Here is a 20,946-nt window from a genome sequence, read left to right on the forward strand (position 1 = left end):
AAATCTTTTTAAAAAAGTTCATGCATTATAATATCGGTTGAATGCATTATAATATAAAATGGTCTAATTTCCAATATCTGAGTACATTTATTTAGCATCAACTTGATATAAGAAATGAAAATTTCCTTATGCAAGAGTTTTCATATTTTTTCTTCTTGACTAACACTGGATAAATGTTACAATTAGCAAAGAAGCTATATAAAGAAAGTACTTTGACAATCAAAGAAATTACGGAGGAATGGTAAATTATTATGAATAAAAGAATATGGATCATTAGTTCGATTGCATTAGCTTCGCTTGTTGCCTTCTCTGAAACATATATAGTTTCACATGCTGATGAAAAATCTATAAACCCAGAATTGGATGAGTTAATAGCAGTAAGGCAAGAATACATAAGTAAAGGCAAAGAAGTACCTGATAATATAGAGAAAAAAGTTGAATTAGAAACTGAATTTAGTAAAAAGTTGAAAGAACAACATGAAAAGTGTGAAAAGCAAGTAGCTGATTTAGAAAAAAACAGAAATTCTGCGCCAAATTATAACAAGGCCAATATAAAACAAGGGAATGATGCTCGACCAGCTGACAGTATAAAAATTACTACAAACCCTGAAGAAAGCAAAATGGCAACAGTGTTCGGCGAAGACCTTATACGCGATATGGATTTTACCACTGTTGCAGGTACTGAATATAATATATTGCTAGCCGGTTGTGAATTAGATAGTACAACAGGCATAATAATTAACAAAGTATATTGCAAAGATTCATTTAGTGTTAAGTATGATAAATTGAGGTATGCTGGTAGAGGTAAAGTAACATTTGAATCTATTTGTAGTAAGTATAATATAGTGACATTTAGTTATGGTGACAATAAAAAAGGTTATTTTGACCTAAATGACAATAAAGCAATTTTTGAGGAATATAAAGCAAAATAATCAGACGACTATCACTAGACGGTCATTACCAATTCTCAACGTCATTGTTATAATATTCAATTAATGCCGGTTTAAACATATCATTTATCTTTATAGTATCTAAATCAACCTTTTCATCTTTTCCAAAAACAAACAGGCTCTTTATGTTTTCATCTGTAAGATATTTCGTTTGTATTTCCAAATTTCCAGTGCTAACCTCTCCATCATATACAAGGTTAAATCCCCATTCTCCAAATGCCGGCACCTGTATATGATATGGAATTACGTTTTTAAATTGAGTTGACAAGGTTTTATTAATACACCAAAAAGACTTTTTTGCATAATACGGACTTGTAGATTGTACAACAGCAACTCCATCTTTATTCAAATTGGCCTTAACATAATTATAAAAAACGTTGGTATATAATTTATTTAAAACTTCAGTATTCGGGTCCGGCAAATCAATAACTATAACATCAAACTTGTTTTCATTCTTAGACACATATAAATAAGCATCTTCATTTAAAATTGTAACTTTCTTGTCAGATAAAGATGCTTCATTTAGTCCTGCTATTTGTTTATTGTTTTTGCACAATTCGGTCATTTCTGCATCAATATCTACTAAAACAATTTCTTTGACATCTTTATACTTTAACATCTCCCTTGCCGCTAGCCCATCGCCTCCACCTAATATCAAAATTCTTTGGTGGTTTTTTGCAAACATAAAGGGGATATGGACTAGGGCCTCATGATACCTATATTCATCAACTGAACTAAATTGTATATTTCCATCTAAAAACAATCTCAAATCATCTTTGTGTTTAGTCATAACAATTTTTTGATACATAGTTTGCTTTGAGTAGATTATATCATCCCTGTATAGCCCATCTTCAATCTTAGTTGCAATAATGCCTCCATTCAATAAAAACCCCGTTATTATCAAAAAAGCCACTATTATAATAATCCGTATCTTTTTATAAGATTTTATAAACATCCTATATTTGTATAAAATTAAGAAAGATACAAATATATTTATGCAGCCAACAAGAAAGGATGTTGTGATAAAACCTAATTGAGGAAACAAAATCAATGGAAAAGCAAGAGAGCCTAGCAATCCACCAATATAGTCAAAGGTAAAAATATTGGCAAGATTTATTCTTATGTTACTGTTATTTTCTTCAATTATACGCGTAAGTAAAGGTATCTCAAGTCCAACCAAAATTCCTATTGCTATTATTATTAAGTACATAACCAAATAGTAAATTTTAGTATAGATATTCGACATAAAAAGGATAAAGGTGGAGAATCCACCTAATAACCCTGTTGACAACTCTATAAAAATAAATTTGTTAAACAAGTTTTCTTTTACAAATTTCGAAATATATGAGCCTATTCCCATAGCACTCATATACAAGCCAATTGTAACAGAAAATTGCTTTATGCTGTCTCCATTTAGATAAGTACTTATGCTGCTTATCATAAGTTCATATATGATTGAGCAGATAGATATCAATAGGGTCGCAACTAATAATAGTCTGCCATCAAATTTTTTTTCATTTGTATCTTGCATTTTATAATACTCCGCTCATTATAATTGCTATTGCAATAAAATATCCGGCTACCATAATTCCTGCTGCCTTGTTATGGTTGTCAATTTCTTCATTCAAATTATAATGTTTATTCTTGGCTAAAATAAAGTATCCTCCTATACAGAATAATACCCCTATAGCCACATATACCAATATTTCAAATATCTTAATCATAATATCCTGCATATTGTTTTCTCCTTTACATTATTACTGTTCTTATAATTATTGCAACCGAAATGTATATACCTGCCAGCATAAATCCTGCTGCCGGGTTTTTTTCTTTAATTTCCTTTGGGAAATCATACGGAACTACTAAATCAATTAAAAATGTAGCCGCAAACATGCAAATGATCCCAAACAATCCATAAATAAGTGTTTCTAAAATTTCATATCCCATCTTGCTGCCTCCTTTTTTTATTTTCCTGAACTGGTTCCTCCACCTGAAGATGATCTAGACCTGACACTAGATTGCCTTGCAGATGATAAATAGTTCGAATATGTGGTACTTGTAGAGTTTGAAGTATATGTTCTATAATAATGTGATAAGTGTGAATGCCTTGAATGATAAGCTCTCGAAGAAGAATTCACATAATCTTTATTCGAAACCTGAACATACGTCACATTTTCTTCTGCGGTATACACAAAAGCATATTCTTTTTTTGAAAACAATCCTATTCCAGCGTCGTTTTTATCATCATCGGTAGTATCAGCTACATCTGCAACCTTGGTTATACCGTTCGGCACTCCATCTATTATTGCTTTGACAGCTTCATCAACAGTTAATGTAGTTTTATATACACGTGCTATTTTTTTATCACTGTTGGTTGTAGAGGTAACATATTCAAATTTGGAACTGTTCTTCAAAAACTTATCTATTGGAGCACCTCCAATGGATCCCGTGGATACAATTGTTCCAAATAGAATAACTATAATTACCGATACCATAATAGTCACTATTTTCTTCATTGGTAAGCCTGAAGAAGGTGATGATGACGAAAATAGCGAAGAATTCAAATTAAGGCCAGCAGCTTTATTAAAGTTATCTGTTATCAAGATATCTTTTTCTTGCAATAAAACACCTAAACTTTTTTCTATTTCGCCATTCCAATCTTCAATAGCAACTATTTTTGTGTTAGCTCTATTTATAAATTCTCTATAATTGCACCTTTCATTTCTGTCAACATCAACTTTACCCCAATAATCACATACATAAGCTATTCCTTGATCGTACGAAGTATATTCTTCACCATATACATTAACATGGCTTGCACTCAAGTTACTTATTGCGTAATTCTCTTCGTAGATAGAGTAAATCAATCGTCCTCCATCTTCTTCAATATTAAGCCATTTAACATTATTTTGGTTATCAACAATTTTATATTCCTGCCATTCCCACATATCCTCTTTAAATTTAATCATCCCATAAACACTGTACTCAATTCCTTTGACAACAACTACTTGCCCCATTTTTAAATAATCTTTCATTTTCTTCAACCATTCCTTCCTTGAAGACACAAAATCAAACTGCAAACCATAATTTTAGATTTCATTAATATTTCAAAATATTGATTTTGCTTAACAGAAAATAATCTGAACACCTTTATATTAAGCCTTTATAAAATAATAAGGATATGCTTTTATAATTGTACTATATTTTCATCATTAATACAATAACAAGCCATTACCAGCCTTTGCCAGCCATATATGTGTAATCCGGTCAACGCATAAAGAAAGGCAGTTTGTTTACCTATTTTCACCTTTAGTATAAATAACCTTTAAAGAAAGCTATTCCCCAAATACTTTATCTAAAAATTGGTCTTTAACTTGCTGTTCTTAATCAAATTCATACACACCTTTTGCAAAACTATTATTATCAAAAGCTGTATTCTTAAAATAAATGTCATCTTCATAAACCCGCATATAATCTGCTTCATTATTTTGTATAACCGTATCTCTGACAAGAAGTATGGGTTCAACAAAGTACCCATTGAATAATTGGTACTTAGAATCCTCCCCACTATGAACAACCACGTTATTACTTATCTCACAGGACGTAAATAACACATTCTTACTACTCATAATATTAATAAGGTCAGAAGAAACTACAGTATTTTTGAATTTGGAATTGTTAAATATTATATTGCTTGAATCCAGTATATTCATAATTCCGCCTTTACAATCTCGAATTACTGAATTATCAAAGACAAAACCATTAACTTTTGAAAGTGCTGCTCCATTACTACCCCCAGATAAAATCGAGTTATTTACACAGACCTTTTGGCAATTTGAAAATGATAATACATCAGATGAAAGACTACCACTTTTAAGTTCATGTACTGCATATATTCCATCAATTATTATATTCATTGAATCTTCGAAATTTAATATGTTTGCAAAACCCTTATTCTCCAACTTTACCGGATCAGCTGATTCTGATCTTATTATTAGATTCTCAATACCTTTTATAATTAACTCAGAGCCATCAACATGTACATATTTACTATTTGCAACTTCATTTACAGCCTCTGCTAAATTGTAGACTTCTCCGGTCTTTAAAATTATCTCACAATTTGGTTGAATTGAATTAATGAATTCCTTCGCATTATCAACAATAACAACTTCCATCTTGTCACGCTGGACAAACTTTTCATAATGGTCGTATCCATATTCAGACATGATCTTTTCAGCCAGACCATCTAATACTTCTTCTGTTTGACTATCAAACTCATATGCTAACTTGTTTTCTGCAGAAACATCCAACACTTCTGTTTTTAAAGGATTTCTATTAAATAAAGTTATTGCGGGCTTTTTTCTAGTGATAAAAGAACCATCACCGATCTGACCATTTCCATTACCCCCAAATGCCCAAAGTGAACCATCATTTTTGAGTGCCAGCAAATGTCCATTTCCAGAGGCTATCTCCCTGACACCGCTCAACTCAGAAATCATAACAGGTGTCAGATAATTTGATTCATCTTTATACCAATTGGATCCCCATATATAGACACTACCATCATCTTTTAAAGCTATTGAGTGACCTCCTCCACGGGCTGAAATTGCAACAATCCCACTCAGCTCTTTAACCTGAATAGGCACGGATAAGTCTGCTCCTTCTTGCTGCCCACTATAAACCAGAGCCTGATCATCATATTTCCATACCCAAACAGTCCCATCATTTTTTAAAGCAAGGACATGACTTTGACCTGCAGAAACATCTATAACACCACTAATACCTTTTACTTTTTCCGGCAATTCACTTTTATTTTCTCCCCAGGTCCAAACTGCTCCGTCCTTATCAAGGGCGAAAGAATAATAGCTTTCTGCAGCAATATCCACTATATTGGATAAACCATCCACAAGAACTGGTTCCGGCCCTATTTCCAAAGATAAATCAATTCCCCATGTCCATACCGTTCCATCACTCTTCATTGCCAGGCAATGCCCATCATAAGCAGCTGAAATCTTCTTAACACCAGTTAACTTTTCCATTTTAACTGGTGTATTGATATACCTTTTATCGCCCGACCCGGAGTTGATTTCACCCCAGCACCATACTATTCCATCACTTTTTAATGCCAACGTATATTTGCTTCCTGCAGATACATCAATAACGTCATCCAAATTTGGCACTCTTTCAGGGATAGGGATATTTCTGTCCCCATAATCACCCCATGCCCAGACAGTTCCATCTTCCTTTATTGCTACCGTATGGTCATTTCCTCCGGAAATATGCGTAGTTGCATTATCTTTTCCATAAATATATATCAAGTCATCAATCAAGCTTTTATCTGCATCTTTATCAAAAGAATTATCCTTTTCACTTATAATTATTAGACCTCTGTTATAAAAAATGTTCTTCTCCAAAACGTCCTCTACCAGCCTTCTAAGCGGCAAATATGTTCTGCCTTCTATGATTTCGGCAGGTACATCAAGTCCTTTTTCTTCATTGTTTAAAAGCATAGTATGCTTTCCGGGCTTTAATACTGCTGTATTTCCATTCAGTGAGATCATAACGGTTGATGTATCCCTATCCCAATTAACACTGGCACTCAGGCTTTCTGATATAAACCTTACAGGAACTAGTGTCCTCCCATTCTTGATGATAGGAACAACTTTTCCATTGTCACTATCTATCTTTGTTTTTATGGTATTAACATATGAATTCGGGCTTCCTATGTAAAGGATTACACATTTGCCAAGCTTTGATTGATCAGCCTCTGTAATTGCGCTGACTCTGAAGGGAAATACAAACAAATTGACAGCTATAAAGAAGACTATAACCCACAAAAATGACCATTTTAATTTCCCCACCTATAAATTCCTCCCTGTGTTAATTACAATTATCATCCCACTATATATTTTAACTTATCTTAGCTAATTTGTCTTTTATCTGGGATTTATTTAATGATATTTTAATATTGCAATTTGCTAATAACCTGGGGGAATAGCTGAAAGAATATAAAAATATATATGAAAAGGCCAACCTCATATAACAAGGTTGGCCTTTTCGTATTAAAAAAATCTAACTGGTATTAGAAATTGATTAATAATATATTTATATTGAACCATCCCCAATAACAATATTCGGCATTTATTGTAAGTGAGGACTTACTTCAATCAATATTAAATATTTTTGCGATTTCTTCGAAAATAATGTAAATATAGTCCCTTCACCTCATAGGTTTAAGGCAAGCAACATCCAAATCTGGTACATTTGTGTAGTAGGTACTAAAAACTATTTCATCACGGCTTCCTGATTCTGTTCCAATAGGATTAAGACCAGTACAGATATTTAGTTTTCTTTGTGTACCATCTTCAGTATACCCATAGATAGTAACCCAATGGAAGTTGTAATTTGAGTTTAAACCAGATGGAACAGGTGTTGGATATTTTCCAATATATAAAGCACATGGTCTTCCCTCGTTTATTTCTGTTTTTATATCTCCCCACATTTGATCTTCTGTAAGGTTTATTGAACCATCACTGTTTCTTTTTTCATATAGATAGGATCCAAAACTGTAACCGCAGTCATAAGTATGAAATATTATTTTTGAAAAGTTTGCTGGTAAAGTCCCCTCTCCTGATTTAGATTCCATATGAACTGCAAGATCTTTTATAAGGCTAACTCCAGTTTTTGAATCCTTTCGGCTAGTTGGAGTCCAGAGCCTTATATATCCCATTGAATCCCAATAGCTTAAGATGTTTGCACCAGCTGTTGGGCCACATGTATAATAGTAATATGGATAACCAGTGTTGTTCTGATTGTAAGACGGCACACCACTCAGTACTACACTTGTAGCTGCAAAAGCTGTTGGTACCTGGATTAATAATAAATTTACCATTATAAATATACACAATGCTTTAAATACTTTTTTTAACATTACAATACCTCCTTTTAGCTCCCCTAAAAATTTTTATGTGCACACATTATAAGCAAAGTATAAGACAGTTTAAACTATTTTAATAGCATAAATGATGAATTTTTGTTGAATCTTTGTTGAATTTTTGATGAATTTTTTCTTTTTAAAATGGCTTTATGTGTTGTATAATATCTATTGTGCTTTTTAGTACAAATATAAGGAGGCAATAGAATTGCAATTAACTGATGATTATAGCCTTAAGGTTATATTTGAAGTCATTTTTAAAGTAACCCGTAAAAATGCTAATGTTTTAGCAGATATGTATTTATTGAAAGATAAATCGATAATTTCTAAATGGAAAAATAGAAAAAATACTCCTAAAGCTGAAGATATAAAAAAAATTGTAGAGTTTGTGATTTCCGAATCAACAACCTCCCAAAAGAAGATTATCAGGGATAGCATAGAAAACCAGCTTAAGGATTCTTCTATAAAAAAAGAAGTTAAGGATATTATTTTAAATATAGAGGATTTTAGCGAGTTTTTAGTTGAAGCGATAAGTCTTGCTGCCTCAGATGATCAACCTTTAGACAAAGAGATTAATTCAGAGGATCAATCTGCAGATAATAAGCTTGATAATGAGGATTATACTGGTTATTCTCAAAATGAATACATATCTATAGATAATAAAGACTGTAACCTGAGAGCGCACAATACCATACTCGAAAGTTCAAGTGGCATGAATCCAATAGAAATAAGTAATGATGAGCAAATTAAAAATCAGGTGATACCTGGAGATAAAAGTATTTCTGAAGAAGTGCAAATAAATAAGGGCGTGCCAGCTGCTGAAAGGATTGGGATTACAAGAAAACTTGGAAAGATAAAATACATAGCCATACCGCTTGCAATACTTATTGTGGCAGGTGTAATTGCAGTGAATAAAATTCCTTTATCAACAGGTACAATACAAAGTGAATATTTGACAGATCAGCCCCCATCTTCGGTAAAAAATATACATTGTTATAGGATTAATAACAGCGCTGAAGAGGATATGATTAAAATTTATACATATGGCTGGTATTTTGAGGATGATTTTAACATGATTTCCGGCGGTAAAAAGTATACAAAAGGTGTTTTGTTTTCCGTAAATGCAGCTAAGGTTGCTGAGGTTTGTTACAAACTAAACGGAAAACACAAGCACTTAAACGGTTTAGTCGGCTTTGACGAGTGTTATATGAGAGTCGACAAGCACTACATTGCCAAATTCTACCTGGACAATGTTTTAAAAAAAGAGCTGGATTTAAAAAAAGGAGAACAACCAACAAGTATAGATTTTGATATTAAGAACGCAAAAGAACTGAAGATAGAGTTTGTAAAGCCCAAAGATGACGCTTCAGCAGATCCTAATATCGATTTATTGGATATGGTTTTGGAGTAGTGTATCTACTATATAAACTGCATAAAATTAAGAAACCATTGGCAAAAACTTGATATGAATTATCCTTAGTGTTATTATATTAGATATATTTGGTTGTACTTTAATAATGTGAAAGGTATTCTGGAATTTAGAAGTTTATTTCTATTTGCTTTTTGATTCTTTAAATGCTTTTTTCTATTTTGTATAATTATAATTTAAAAGACATAATAATATAAATTACGTTAAATTTGCAGGGTGGTGATTAAATGTCAATCGAAGTACTAAAATCCATAAAGCAAACCGAATTGGAAGCTGAGCAAATCAAAAAACAATCCTTGGATGATTCCAAGCAAATAGTTAATGAAGCAAATATCCAAGCCTACAAGCTTCAGGAGCAATCCGTAGAAAATGCTGAAAAGGAAGCCAAGAATATCCTTATAAATGCTGAAAAGCTTGCAAGTGATGAAATCAGAAAATTACAGACGGAAGTTGACAATCAGTATGATGATATAAAAAAAAGTGCACGTCAAAATCTCGACAAAGCAATAGATATAATTATGGGAAAGGTTGTGACTATCCATGCCAATAGTTAAAATGAACAAACTTTCTCTAATAGGTCTTGAAACAGATAAGGAAAAAATTCTTGATATCTTTATGAATATGGGAGTTGTAGAAATATCAGAAAGCTTTGATAAGCTGTCTTCTGACGAATGGAAAGACATAGCCGTACAGGACGGCAACAGTGAAGAGGTTGCCATATTTGATGACGTAATCAATAGAGTTAAATGGGCAATAGATTACCTGTCAAAATATGCTTCTAAAAAGAAGGGCTTGTTCTCTTTTAAAAGAGCTGTAAACACAAATGAATACAACATTGTAATTCAAAATACCGATAAGCTGAAATCTATTCTAGAAGACGTTTCCGGTTATGACGATCAGTTAACAAAACTAAAATCGGAAAAAAACAAAAATACCAATCTCATTCTAAGTCTTGAACCATGGAAACAATTGACCATACCTCTTGAGGAAACTTCAACATTAACTGCTACAATATTAATAGGGGTCTTACCTGAAACTGCCAAAGCCAATAATTTGAAGGTAGACCTTGTAAGTGAAGCCCCTGAAAGTTATCTTGAAGTCTTAAATGAAGATGGTCAGCAGAAATATATTCTTATTATCTATCATAACTCTTCCGAGGAAAGTATTATTAAGGTGCTGAAGCAATATGGGTTCTCTAAAGTAACCTTTAAGGAGCTCAGCGGTACTGTCAAAAGTAATATCGATCTGGCGGAAAAAAATATTATTTGTATAGATAAAGAATATGCAGAGGTTATAAATAAAATTGCCGATTATGCTCGCTACAAGGAGGACTTTGAGATTCTTCATGACCACCTTCTTGTACAAAGAGACAAAAAAAAGATTCTAAACAATCTTGTCAAAACCAACAGTGCATTTTATCTTGAGGGATGGGTTCCCGCTGAATTGGGTGAAAAGCTAAAAGATCATATCACCAGTAAGTTTGACTGTCTATTGGAAATCACCGAACCTGATAAGGGCGAAGAATTTCCTGTTCTGCTAAGAAACCCTAAAATAGTTCAACCTTTTGAAGCTATTACCGAAATGTATAGTCTTCCAAGTTCAAGAGACGTAGATCCAAACCCACTTATGGCACCTTTCTTTTGTTTTTTCTTTGGTATGATGCTAAGTGATGCTGCATATGGTCTAATAATGTCTCTAGTAACCGGAATAATGCTTAAGAAGTACAAACTTGAAGGAACTATGTCAAAAATGATAAAGCTCTTATTCTTCTGTGGTATTTCAACCTTTGTATGGGGTGCTTTGTTTGGAGGCTGGTTCGGAGACATTTTCACAGTTCTTTCGGGCGGCAAATTATCTATAAAGCCATTATGGTTCAATCCCCTGAATAATCCTATGAGACTTCTCATATGGTCCATGATATTTGGAGGAGTACATCTATTTACAGGTATGGGTATAAAGGCATACATGATGATTAAGGACGGTAAGCCGTGGGATGCACTATTTGATATAGGTTCATGGTATATAACTCTTATAGGTTTGGCACTTCTGTTTGTAGGGGGAGTACCTTCACAAGCAGGCAAATATATGGCAATAATAGGTGCAGTAATGCTTGTACTGACTCAGGGTAGGAGTGAAAAAAACATTATAAAGAGACTTTTATCGGGTATACTGAGTCTATATTCCGTTACCAGTTACTTAAGTGATGTTTTATCCTATTCAAGGCTTTTAGCCTTAGGTTTGGGGACAGGCGTTATTGCCTCAGTTATAAACACCTTAGGTACACTATTTGGCTTTAATGTTTTTGGAATAATTGTTCTGGTAATTGTTTTTATTGGAGGTCACACCTTCAATATAGCTATTAACGCTCTAGGGGCTTATGTACATTCAAGCCGCCTTCAGTATGTAGAATTCTTTGGTAAATTTTATGAGGGTGGGGGCAAACGCTTTGATCCCTTTAAAAAGAATACAAAATATATCTGTATAAACGACAAGGAGGCAATTTAATATGGATTGGATAACTTATTTATTTAACGGTAATTTTCTGGCATTGGCTGGTGCAGCATTAGCTGTAATTTTATCAGGAATTGGTTCGGCAAAAGGTGTAGGACTTGTTGGTGAAGCTGCTGCCGGTCTCGTAACTGAAGAGCCAAAGAGGTTTGGCCAAGCCCTGCTTTTACAGGCCCTTCCGGGAACACAAGGCATATATGGGTTGCTTACAGCTTTCGTTATTTTAAACAAAATAGGTATAGTTGGCGGTAACTATGTTGAACTGTCAACACAACAAGGTTTCCTTTTCCTTGCTGCTGCACTTCCAATAGCCTTTGTAGGCTTGTTTTCAGGTATGGCTCAAGGTAGAGCTGCTGCTGCAGGTGTTGGCATTATTGCAAAGAGACCTGAAGAACTTGCAAAAGGCATTATGTTTGCAGCTATGGTTGAAACATATGCAGTTTTGGCATTGCTTGCATCAATATTGATGGTATCAGGAATTAAATTACAATAAGGGAGTGTCCCAAAAATGTCAGGAGCTGAAAAGATAAAAGACAAAATCCTTGAGGACGCCCGCCTTCAGGCTGAAGCAAACATAAAAATTGCTGAGGAAGAAGCAGAAAATATTATTAGAGCTGCCTCAACGGACGCTGAAACTAAAAGAAAGCAAATAATAGAAAAAGCAGAACTCGAAGCTGTTGAAGTCAGGAAAAGACTTATTGCAGTTGCTGAACTGGAAGCAAGAAAGCAAAAACTCAAGGCAAAACAGGAAGTTGTAGACGAAGCCTTTGATATGGCATTAACAAGGCTTATCAATCTGCCTGATATCGAGTACCAAAGCATTCTTGGCGAAATGATTTTAAATTCTGTAGAAACCGGAATCGAAGAAGTACTTCTTTCTTCAAAGGATAAGCTTAGACTTCCTTCCGGGTTTATAGATGATGTAAATAAAAAGCTTGTACAAAGAGGATTGATTGGAAATCTACATATTTCAGATGAAACACGAAATATAAGTGGTGGATTTATTTTAAAATCGGGTGATGTAGAAATCAATAATTCCTTTGAAGCAATAATTAGAATGAAACGTGATGATATAGAAGCAGAAGTTTTTAAAGCTCTGTTTTAGTAAGCCAACTTATTATTTCTGGAAAGGAGGGAATTTGATTTGTCAAAGGATAATAAAAGTGATACTCAATATGCCTATTCAGTTTCGAGAATACGAGCTATTGAAAGAAAACTTTTAGATAAAGGTAAACTTGACAGGATGGTCGAAGCAAAATCACCGGAAGAAGCATTAAAAGTACTGCTGGAAGCCGAATACGGCAATTCTATGTCAGAAACGGTAAGTATATATGAATACGAAAATCTGCTTTCTGATGAGTATAAAAAAATTTATAACCTGTTAAAGGAAATTGCCCCTGAGCCAAATGTTTTTGATTTATTCCTGCTCTCTAACGACTACCATAATATAAAGGTAATTTTGAAGGCTGAATTTTCAGGACAGAATGATATCAGCATTCTTATAGAATCAGGTTCCATTCCGTCAAACAAGCTTAAAACCATGATAATGGATAGAAACATGGCTAATATGCCAGCTATCATGAAAAGTGCTGTAGAAGAATGCATAGAGACGTATAACAAAACACTTGACCCGCAGGTCATAGATATAATACTTGACAAGGCCAGCTTTAAGCATATGAAGGAGACTTCCATAAAATCCGGAAATAAATACATCAAGGACCTTGTAACATTATTAATTGACCTTGCCAATATAAAGGTTTACCTGAGAGTTAAGACCCTGGGAAAGAGTTGGGACTTTCTCCAGAAGGTCCTCATTCCGGAGGGTAATATAAATATCAAGTTATTTATTGAAAATCTGGATAACCCGCTGGACAATTTTATTGATGCCTTGCAGTTTACTTCGTTAGGTTCATTTCTACAAGAAGGTATTGAGAATTTTAAAATAACAGGGAGTCTTACAAAATTTGAAAAACTATCTGACAATTTTATAATAGCTTACGTAAAAAAAGCCAAATACGTATCCTTAGGCATGGAACCACTTGTTGGATACTTGATGGCTAAGGAAATGGAAATTAAGAATGCCAGAATTGTAATGGTTGGTAAGATTAACAATATTTCTAATGAAGTAATTAAGGAGAGGCTGAGAGAAGCTTATGTATAAGATCGGAGTTATCGGCGATAAGGATAGTATTCTTGGGTTCAAAGCGGTCGGTATGTCTGTATTTCCTGTAACTACTCCTTCTCAGGCGCAGGAGGTTTTGGAAAAAATTGCAGAGGAACAATTTGCAGTTATATATGTAACCGAGCATGTCGCCAGGGATATTGTACAAACAATAGAGAAATACAATGAAAGAAGGTTTCCTGCAATAATACCTATTCCAGGCAATCAGGGTTCTCTGGGAATAGGTATGAGCGGTGTTAAAAAGAGCGTGGAACGAGCAGTTGGTGCAGATATTCTATTCAGAGATGAATAGGTCTTTTCTCTTCGCCTTACTACACTTGATAAATTTTTGTTGAAAGAAGGGATATAGTTTGAGTCAGGGAACGATAGTAAAAGTCTCCGGGCCTTTGGTTATAGCGGAAGGCATGAGAGACTGCAATATGTTTGATGTGGTTCGCGTCAGCGATCACCGCTTGATTGGTGAAATAATTGAAATGCATGGTGATAAAGCATCAATTCAGGTATATGAAGAAACTGCTGGCCTTGGCCCCGGTGAACCCGTAGTATCAACCGGAGCTCCATTGAGTGTTGAACTTGGGCCCGGTCTTATAGAAACGATATTCGATGGTATACAAAGACCTCTTGTTACAATCAGAGAAATGGTTGGGAGTAACATAACAAGAGGAATTGATGTAACTTCGCTTGATAGAAAAAAGAAATGGAAATTTGAACCTACCGTTCAAGTAGGTTTAAAAGTTACTGCTGGAGATATTATCGGTAAAGTTCAGGAAACAGTAGTTGTTGAGCATAAAATAATGATTCCCTGGGGTGTAAGCGGTGTTATCACCGAAATAACCGGTGGCGATTTTACTGTTGAAGACACTGTGGCAAAAGTAAAAAAAGATAATGGTGAAATAGTCAATATACAGATGATGCAAAAATGGCCGGTGCGTAAAGGAAGGCCCTACAAGGAAAAACTTGCTCCACAAGAACCTCTTGTAACTGGACAAAGGGTTATAGATACTCTCTTTCCCCTGGCTAAAGGTGGAGTTGCAGCTGTACCAGGACCCTTTGGAAGCGGTAAAACAGTTGTACAACACCAGCTTGCAAAATGGGCAGATGCTGAAATCGTTGTCTACATAGGCTGCGGTGAACGTGGTAATGAAATGACAGACGTTTTAATGGAATTTCCAGAGTTAAAGGACCCAAGAACAGGCGAATCCTTAATGAAGAGAACAGTTCTTATAGCTAATACTTCAGACATGCCTGTTGCCGCACGAGAGGCATCTATTTATACAGGAATTACTATTGCTGAATACTTCAGAGACATGGGATACAGTGTTGCCCTCATGGCAGACTCAACTTCCAGATGGGCGGAAGCTTTAAGGGAAATGTCCGGCCGTCTTGAAGAAATGCCGGGTGAAGAAGGTTATCCAGCTTACCTTGGATCAAGGCTTTCACAGTTCTATGAAAGAGCGGGTAGAGTTATAAGTCTTGGAACTAATGGTAGAGAAGGAGCGCTGACAGCGATCGGAGCGGTTTCTCCTCCAGGAGGTGACATATCAGAGCCTGTTACACAGGCAACTCTTAGAATAGTAAAGGTTTTCTGGGGATTGGATGCCAGCCTCGCTTACAGACGTCATTTCCCTGCTATCAACTGGCTGCTTAGCTATTCGCTGTATCTTGACAGGCTAGATAAATGGATAAACGAAAACATAGCAAGGGATTGGAACGGTCTCAGATCAGATGCAATGAGACTTTTGCAGGAAGAATCCGAACTAGAGGAAATTGTAAGACTGGTTGGTGTTGATGCCCTCTCCCCTAGCGACAGACTAACCCTTGAAGCTGCAAAGTCAATACGTGAAGACTATCTTCACCAAAACGCCTTTCACGATGTAGATACCTATACATCCCTGAACAAGCAGCACAGAATGCTAAAACTAATAATGGGATTTTATTATAAAGGGAAGAAAGCAATTGAGGCAGGTGCTTCAATTAAAGATCTTTTCGAACTTCCTGTAAGAGAAAGAATAGGCAGATCAAAATATACTCCCGAAGAGCAGGTCAATACCGTATTTTATGATATTGAGACTCAGCTCAATGACCAGATCAATGCACTCACATCAAAGGAGGTGGCAAAATAATGCTTAAAGAGTACAAAACCATATCTGAAGTAGCCGGTCCTTTAATGCTGATAAAGCAAGTTGAAGGCGTTAAATATGGAGAACTCGGTGAAATAGAACTCTCAAATGGTGAAGTAAGACGTTGCAGAGTACTGGAGGTTAATGGCAACAATGCACTTGTGCAACTATTTGAAAGTTCTGCAGGTATAAACGTTGCAGAAAGTAAAGTAAGGTTTTTAGGCAGAGGCTTGGAGCTTCCAGTTTCTATAGATATGCTCGGCAGAGTATTCAGTGGTCTTGGAAGACCTGTTGACGGAGGACCAAATGTTATTCCTGATACAAGGCTTGATATGAACGGTATTCCAATGAACCCTGCCGCTAGGAATTATCCTTCAGAGTTTATTCAGACAGGAGTTTCTGCAATAGACGGACTCAATACCCTTGTCCGCGGACAAAAGCTGCCAATATTCTCCGGTTCAGGTTTGCCTCATGCACAGCTTGCTGCTCAGATAGCTAGACAGGCTAAAGTTCTTGGAACTGACAGTAAATTTGCTGTTGTGTTCGCTGCTATAGGTATTACATTTGAAGAGGCAGACTTCTTTATATCAGACTTTAAGCGTACGGGTGCCATTGACCGTACCGTACTTTTTATAAATCTGGCAAACGACCCTGCTATTGAACGTATAGCAACACCCCGTATGGCTCTAACAGCTGCGGAATATCTTGCATTTGAAAAGGATATGCATGTACTTGTTATACTTACAGATATAACAAACTATGCAGAAGCACTCCGTGAGGTGTCTGCAGCAAGAAAAGAAGTTCCCGGTAGAAGAGGCTATCCCGGTTATCTTTATACCGACCTTGCCACTCTGTATGAAAGAGCGGGTAGAAAAGTATCAAAAGATGGCAGTATTACATTAATACCTATTCTGACAATGCCTGAGGATGATAAAACACATCCAATCCCTGACCTTACAGGTTACATTACGGAAGGTCAGATTATTTTAGGCAGGGAACTTCACAGAAAAGCAATAACGCCTCCGATAGATGTTCTCCCTTCCCTGTCACGTCTTAAAGACAAGGGAATAGGAAAAGGCAAAACAAGAGAGGACCATGCTGATACAATGAATCAGCTTTTTGCAGCGTATGCAAGAGGGAAGGAAGCAAAAGAACTTGCTGTAATATTAGGTGACGCCGCACTTACTGACGTTGATAAGCTGTATGCTAAATTTGCTGACGCTTTTGAAAAACAATATGTATCCCAGGGTTTTGAAGAAGACAGAACTATACATCAAACCCTTGATATCGGCTGGAAGCTTCTTTCCATACTACCGAGAAGCGAGCTTAAGCGTATAAGGGATGAGTATCTTGATAAGTACCTGCCTAAGGATGCAGAAAATAAGTAATCAGTGCCTTTAATTATAAAAGGAGAGAATTGTTATGGCAGTTATGCGAGTTAATCCAACCAGAATGGAGCTCACTCGTCTTAAGAAAAGATTGAAGGTTGCCCGGAGAGGGCATAAACTTTTAAAGGATAAAAGAGACGAGTTAATGAAAAAATTCCTTGAACTGGTCAGAAAAAACAAGGAGCTTCGTGAAAAGGTTGAGGAAATGTTGATGACAGTGCACCAAAACTTTCTTATAGCCAGAGCTGTTATGTCTTCAGAAAGTCTTGAGGCTGCACTTATGTTTCCAAAACAGAGTATTTCTCTTGAAGTATCTACAAAAAATATAATGAGCGTTGATGTTCCCGTACTTGAATACAAGACTTCAAGCCCGGATGACACTGATATATATCCTTACGGTTTCGCGGCAACATCTGCTGAATTAGATGGTGCAATCGGAACACTTTCAGAGGTTCTTCCATATATTCTTGAACTTGCTCAAATGGAAAAATCGGCACAGCTGCTTGCTGAGGAAATTGAAAAAACCCGAAGAAGGGTTAATGCCTTGGAATATGTAATGATTCCTCAACTCACTGAAACCATTAAGTACATTACGATGAAGCTGGATGAAAATGAAAGAGGCAATCTGACAAGACTTATGAAGGTCAAGGACCTGATGATCGAGCAGGCAAAAAGATCAATGAATGAATAGCATAAATGGAGAGCGGATTATATTAAAATTCGCTCTCCATTTATACTTAAGTCATTTCTCATTATGTTTATTTTTCAACTAAAAGTATATATCAGAAAATTCTATTGCTGCCGCATGTGTAATTCCGTTACCTATTTTGTCTTTTGATTTCTTGGTACTCTTAATTTTTGATTTTATAACCGGGAGTGTCACAGCAAAAGTACTTCCTACACCAACTTCACTTTCTAATGAAATTGAACCGCCTAAAGCGGATACTATCCACTTGACCAATGACAAGCCAATACCCGTGCCTTCTGTCAGTCTTGTCAGAGATGTATCTACCTTCACAAAATGTTCAAAAATACATTCATGTTTTTCAATTGGTATACCTAATCCTTCATCCCTCACAGTTAGTACAAAATATTGACCTTTGAAGGTGATATTAACATATATTGATTTCCCGGAAGGAGTATATTTTATTGCATTTGATAAAAGGTTTAACAATATCCGTTCATATTTTTCTTCATCTATTGCAAGAACTTTACTTTCCAAATCAGAGTCAAATTGAAGATAAACACCTTTTTGCATTGAAATAGGTTGTATAAACTTAATTATTTCACCGGTCATAGAAATAATATCAACGTCCTGACGTACAAGTTGTATATGGCCTTCCCTGTATTTGCTCATATCAATTAAGTTATTTACCAGCTTTAGCTGCCTATAATAATTTGTATGGATTCTCTTTAAATGTTTTTTTACATTTTCGGACAGTTCACTTTCATACAAACTGTAAATTGTCTGAATTGCAGCATTGATAACCGTTAAAGGGGTTTTGAACTCATGACTGATGGTTGTCAAAAATTCATCCTTAATCTTAATTGCGTTTTCTAGTGCTTCCTTCTCCCTTCTCTCAGCTACAATCAAAGCTTCCTGCTTATCTCTCATATCCTTTTCAAATTTTATATGTGTACTGATATTCCTGCATACAACAACACCTAAACTAAAGTTTCCCTTTTCATCAAATATTGGTGTTCCACTAACTCCAACATAAATATCTTTTTGTTTTGCCTTTATACTCAAAACTTTGTCTATAACTCGCTGCCCATCTCTCACTAAAAAAACAGGTGTATCTTCCAAAGCAATTTCACTGCCGTCAAAATTGTAATATTTCATATTATTAACTATATCGTAAAAGTTACTTTCCAAGTATGCTTCAAAATTGTGAGCGGACTGATTTTTTAATATGCACTTGTAATCTTTATCAAATATGAATATTGCATCGGACATATTATTAATTATTGCCTCAAGCTGCATATCTTGTTTTTGAATCTTTTCCTTACTTTGAACCAGTTCAGTTACATCCTGTATATAAAGTACCGCTGATTCTACATTACCATTCTCATCAAATATTGGCCTGGCACAGCCAACTGTGTTTATGGTATTTTCAGGTGTTTTAACAGTAACAAATAAATTCTTTACAGTTTCTCCCCTAAGTGCTTTAGAAGATGGCAAGTTATCGCTCGACATCTCTCTGCTTTCAGAATCATAGTATTTTATATCCCCTTTGTTTCTGTAATCCGCGTAGTCATATATATACTTCCTTACCTCACCGTTTGCAATATGTACTCTGTTATCTTTACTTAATACAAATACACCATTTGCCGTATTATGCAAAATAGCTTCAAGCTTCTTATTTTGCTCAATGATGAGTTTATTCTGCTCTTCTATTTTCTGGCGGTTTAATACTCTCTCCGTTACCTCCGTTGCATTTTCAACAAAGTATTTTATTTTCCCACCTTCATATATAGGTATAATGCATGAATCCCAATAGGTTATACCCCGTTTATAGCCATCAAATCTAGACTCACGGATATTGCCTGCCTTACCTGTATTAAATACATCCTCCCAGATTTCCTCAGCCTTGCTCCCCTTATAACCGCTTATAATCTCATCAATTCTTTTGCCAATACAATTATCCATTTTATTAAAGGGTTCATCCAGAAAATTCAAATATGTCTCATTCGCTTTAATCAATCTATGATCGGCTGCTGAATAAAAAGCAACACCGGACATTTCTGTTAAGCCAAGAGCCTGCAAATATGGAAACTTTTCGTCAATTCTTGAATTTGGTACTTCATTAAGAAAGATTAATTTTTCATCACCAGTAATCTTTTGAATAATTCTTACTTCTCTTGGTTCAAGTTCCTTTGTAAAAATCAAAGAGTTTTCCTGGCTTTTCATACACTCTAAAATATCTCTGTGAAGCCTTAAGAGATTATGGAGAATATGACTTATATCCATATTTAATATTTCATTTTTTTCGAATTTAGTTAACTCAAGAAAAGCATCACCAAATTCAATAGCCTTATTATCAAATATCTTTATATAAGTCATACCTAAATGTTGTAAATTGTTCACACCATCAATCCCCCAATCGTTTAGGAATGCTGAAAATATAATTTCACGATCTAGCCTTATTTGTTCCAAATAGGCATAGGTTGCATAAGCGAGCAGTGTAACAAAACGACCAGCCACATGAATAATCTGAAGTAATATTTCAGCTATTTCTTAAGTGTATTTTCTATAGTCAATTTTTCTAGCGTTGACATGTCATTACATGTAAATTAATACCACAGTTTCTATAGTAATAACAAAAATGTTTACTAGCGTTGTATATTATGTAAAAAAACGAAAATTCTCTAGAATCCTTACGAGAGAATTTTCGTTTTTATCAATTTTTATGTATTAAACTGTTTTATTTAAAG

General features: G+C 35.1%; 18 protein-coding genes. 11 read left to right on the top strand and 7 right to left on the bottom strand.

The window, feature by feature from the left end; genetic code table 11:
• The first annotated feature begins 251 nt into the window (after positions 1-251).
• On the top strand, positions 252-932 hold the full coding sequence (locus tag ACECE_RS0210740; protein ID WP_010681217.1) for a hypothetical protein: 681 nt from the start codon (positions 252-254) through the stop codon (positions 930-932).
• Between the two features lie 25 nt (positions 933-957).
• On the opposite strand, the gene ACECE_RS0210745 is transcribed toward ACECE_RS0210740, so the two are convergent.
• The 6 genes from ACECE_RS0210745 to ACECE_RS0210765 form a co-directional block, all read right to left on the bottom strand.
• Positions 958-2,481 (bottom strand): polyamine aminopropyltransferase, encoded by a 1,524-nt coding sequence (locus ACECE_RS0210745; RefSeq protein ID WP_010681218.1) that lies wholly within the window; start codon positions 2,479-2,481, stop codon positions 958-960.
• Position 2,482: 1 nt separating this feature from the next.
• The gene (locus tag ACECE_RS29290; RefSeq protein ID WP_010681219.1) at positions 2,483-2,686 is read right to left on the bottom strand and encodes a DUF350 domain-containing protein; all 204 of its coding nucleotides are present in this window, start codon (positions 2,684-2,686) and stop codon (positions 2,483-2,485) included.
• Positions 2,687-2,699: 13 nt separating this feature from the next.
• On the bottom strand, positions 2,700-2,897 hold the full coding sequence (locus ACECE_RS29295) for a DUF350 domain-containing protein (RefSeq protein ID WP_010681220.1): 198 nt from the start codon (positions 2,895-2,897) through the stop codon (positions 2,700-2,702).
• Between the two features lie 17 nt (positions 2,898-2,914).
• On the bottom strand, positions 2,915-3,985 hold the full coding sequence (locus ACECE_RS0210755; RefSeq protein WP_010681221.1) for a DUF4178 domain-containing protein: 1,071 nt from the start codon (positions 3,983-3,985) through the stop codon (positions 2,915-2,917).
• 348 nt (positions 3,986-4,333) lie between these two features.
• A complete protein-coding gene (locus ACECE_RS0210760) occupies positions 4,334-6,811 on the bottom strand; it encodes a stalk domain-containing protein (RefSeq protein WP_010681222.1) in 2,478 nt (825 codons plus the stop codon).
• A gap of 359 nt (positions 6,812-7,170) precedes the next feature.
• Positions 7,171-7,881 (bottom strand): C39 family peptidase, encoded by a 711-nt coding sequence (locus ACECE_RS0210765; RefSeq protein ID WP_010681223.1) that lies wholly within the window; start codon positions 7,879-7,881, stop codon positions 7,171-7,173.
• Positions 7,882-8,092: 211 nt separating this feature from the next.
• On the opposite strand from ACECE_RS0210765, the gene ACECE_RS29300 reads away from it, so the two are divergent.
• From ACECE_RS29300 to ACECE_RS0210815, 10 genes are all read left to right on the top strand, one after another.
• A complete protein-coding gene (locus ACECE_RS29300) occupies positions 8,093-9,295 on the top strand; it encodes an NPCBM/NEW2 domain-containing protein (protein WP_010681224.1) in 1,203 nt (400 codons plus the stop codon).
• A gap of 245 nt (positions 9,296-9,540) precedes the next feature.
• Positions 9,541-9,867 (top strand): hypothetical protein, encoded by a 327-nt coding sequence (locus ACECE_RS0210775; protein WP_010681225.1) that lies wholly within the window; start codon positions 9,541-9,543, stop codon positions 9,865-9,867.
• A 1-nt stretch (position 9,868) separates the two neighbouring features.
• A complete protein-coding gene (locus ACECE_RS0210780) occupies positions 9,869-11,818 on the top strand; it encodes a V-type ATP synthase subunit I (RefSeq protein ID WP_456049002.1) in 1,950 nt (649 codons plus the stop codon).
• Position 11,819: 1 nt separating this feature from the next.
• On the top strand, positions 11,820-12,314 hold the full coding sequence (locus tag ACECE_RS0210785) for a V-type ATP synthase subunit K (RefSeq protein ID WP_010681227.1): 495 nt from the start codon (positions 11,820-11,822) through the stop codon (positions 12,312-12,314).
• A gap of 15 nt (positions 12,315-12,329) precedes the next feature.
• A complete protein-coding gene (locus ACECE_RS0210790; protein ID WP_010681228.1) occupies positions 12,330-12,926 on the top strand; it encodes a V-type ATP synthase subunit E in 597 nt (198 codons plus the stop codon).
• 39 nt (positions 12,927-12,965) lie between these two features.
• Positions 12,966-13,982, top strand: coding sequence for a V-type ATP synthase subunit C (locus tag ACECE_RS0210795; RefSeq protein WP_010681229.1), 1,017 nt, complete (start codon positions 12,966-12,968; stop codon positions 13,980-13,982).
• Positions 13,975-14,295 carry a V-type ATP synthase subunit F gene (locus tag ACECE_RS0210800; protein ID WP_010681230.1) on the top strand — a complete coding sequence of 107 codons (321 nt, stop codon included), beginning with the start codon at positions 13,975-13,977 and terminating at the stop codon, positions 14,293-14,295. Before ACECE_RS0210795 ends, ACECE_RS0210800 begins: the two co-directional genes overlap by 8 nt.
• A gap of 58 nt (positions 14,296-14,353) precedes the next feature.
• Entirely contained in the window at positions 14,354-16,126 is a 1,773-nt protein-coding gene (locus ACECE_RS0210805) for a V-type ATP synthase subunit A (protein ID WP_010681231.1), read from the top strand.
• Positions 16,126-17,511: a V-type ATP synthase subunit B gene (locus ACECE_RS0210810; protein WP_010681232.1), complete on the top strand. Its 1,386-nt coding sequence runs from the start codon at positions 16,126-16,128 to the stop codon at positions 17,509-17,511. The genes ACECE_RS0210805 and ACECE_RS0210810 overlap by 1 nt, the downstream gene beginning before the upstream one ends.
• Positions 17,512-17,545: 34 nt before the next feature.
• A complete protein-coding gene (locus tag ACECE_RS0210815; RefSeq protein ID WP_010681233.1) occupies positions 17,546-18,202 on the top strand; it encodes a V-type ATP synthase subunit D in 657 nt (218 codons plus the stop codon).
• A gap of 78 nt (positions 18,203-18,280) precedes the next feature.
• Here ACECE_RS0210815 and ACECE_RS0210820 read toward each other — a convergent pair whose 3' ends face one another.
• Positions 18,281-20,716, bottom strand: coding sequence for a PAS domain-containing sensor histidine kinase (locus ACECE_RS0210820; protein ID WP_162862519.1), 2,436 nt, complete (start codon positions 20,714-20,716; stop codon positions 18,281-18,283).
• Positions 20,717-20,946 lie beyond the last annotated feature (230 nt).

It is taken from the genome of Acetivibrio cellulolyticus CD2 (assembly GCF_000179595.2).
Lineage (GTDB): Bacteria > Bacillota > Clostridia > Acetivibrionales > Acetivibrionaceae > Acetivibrio > Acetivibrio cellulolyticus.

What these genes read in the sequence shown, in the direction of transcription:
- ACECE_RS0210740 (WP_010681217.1), top strand. Translation starts at nt 252, where the DNA reads ATGAATAAAAGAATATGGATCATTAGTTCGATTGCATTAGCTTCGCTT.
- ACECE_RS0210745 (WP_010681218.1), bottom strand. Translation starts at nt 2,481, where the DNA reads ATGCAAGATACAAATGAAAAAAAATTTGATGGCAGACTATTATTAGTT.
- ACECE_RS29290 (WP_010681219.1), bottom strand. Translation starts at nt 2,686, where the DNA reads ATGCAGGATATTATGATTAAGATATTTGAAATATTGGTATATGTGGCT.
- ACECE_RS29295 (WP_010681220.1), bottom strand. Translation starts at nt 2,897, where the DNA reads ATGGGATATGAAATTTTAGAAACACTTATTTATGGATTGTTTGGGATC.
- ACECE_RS0210755 (WP_010681221.1), bottom strand. Translation starts at nt 3,985, where the DNA reads ATGAAAGATTATTTAAAAATGGGGCAAGTAGTTGTTGTCAAAGGAATT.
- ACECE_RS0210765 (WP_010681223.1), bottom strand. Translation starts at nt 7,881, where the DNA reads ATGTTAAAAAAAGTATTTAAAGCATTGTGTATATTTATAATGGTAAAT.
- ACECE_RS0210775 (WP_010681225.1), top strand. Translation starts at nt 9,541, where the DNA reads ATGTCAATCGAAGTACTAAAATCCATAAAGCAAACCGAATTGGAAGCT.
- ACECE_RS0210780 (WP_456049002.1), top strand. Translation starts at nt 9,869, where the DNA reads ATGAACAAACTTTCTCTAATAGGTCTTGAAACAGATAAGGAAAAAATT.
- ACECE_RS0210785 (WP_010681227.1), top strand. Translation starts at nt 11,820, where the DNA reads ATGGATTGGATAACTTATTTATTTAACGGTAATTTTCTGGCATTGGCT.
- ACECE_RS0210790 (WP_010681228.1), top strand. Translation starts at nt 12,330, where the DNA reads ATGTCAGGAGCTGAAAAGATAAAAGACAAAATCCTTGAGGACGCCCGC.
- ACECE_RS0210800 (WP_010681230.1), top strand. Translation starts at nt 13,975, where the DNA reads ATGTATAAGATCGGAGTTATCGGCGATAAGGATAGTATTCTTGGGTTC.
- ACECE_RS0210810 (WP_010681232.1), top strand. Translation starts at nt 16,126, where the DNA reads ATGCTTAAAGAGTACAAAACCATATCTGAAGTAGCCGGTCCTTTAATG.
- ACECE_RS0210815 (WP_010681233.1), top strand. Translation starts at nt 17,546, where the DNA reads ATGGCAGTTATGCGAGTTAATCCAACCAGAATGGAGCTCACTCGTCTT.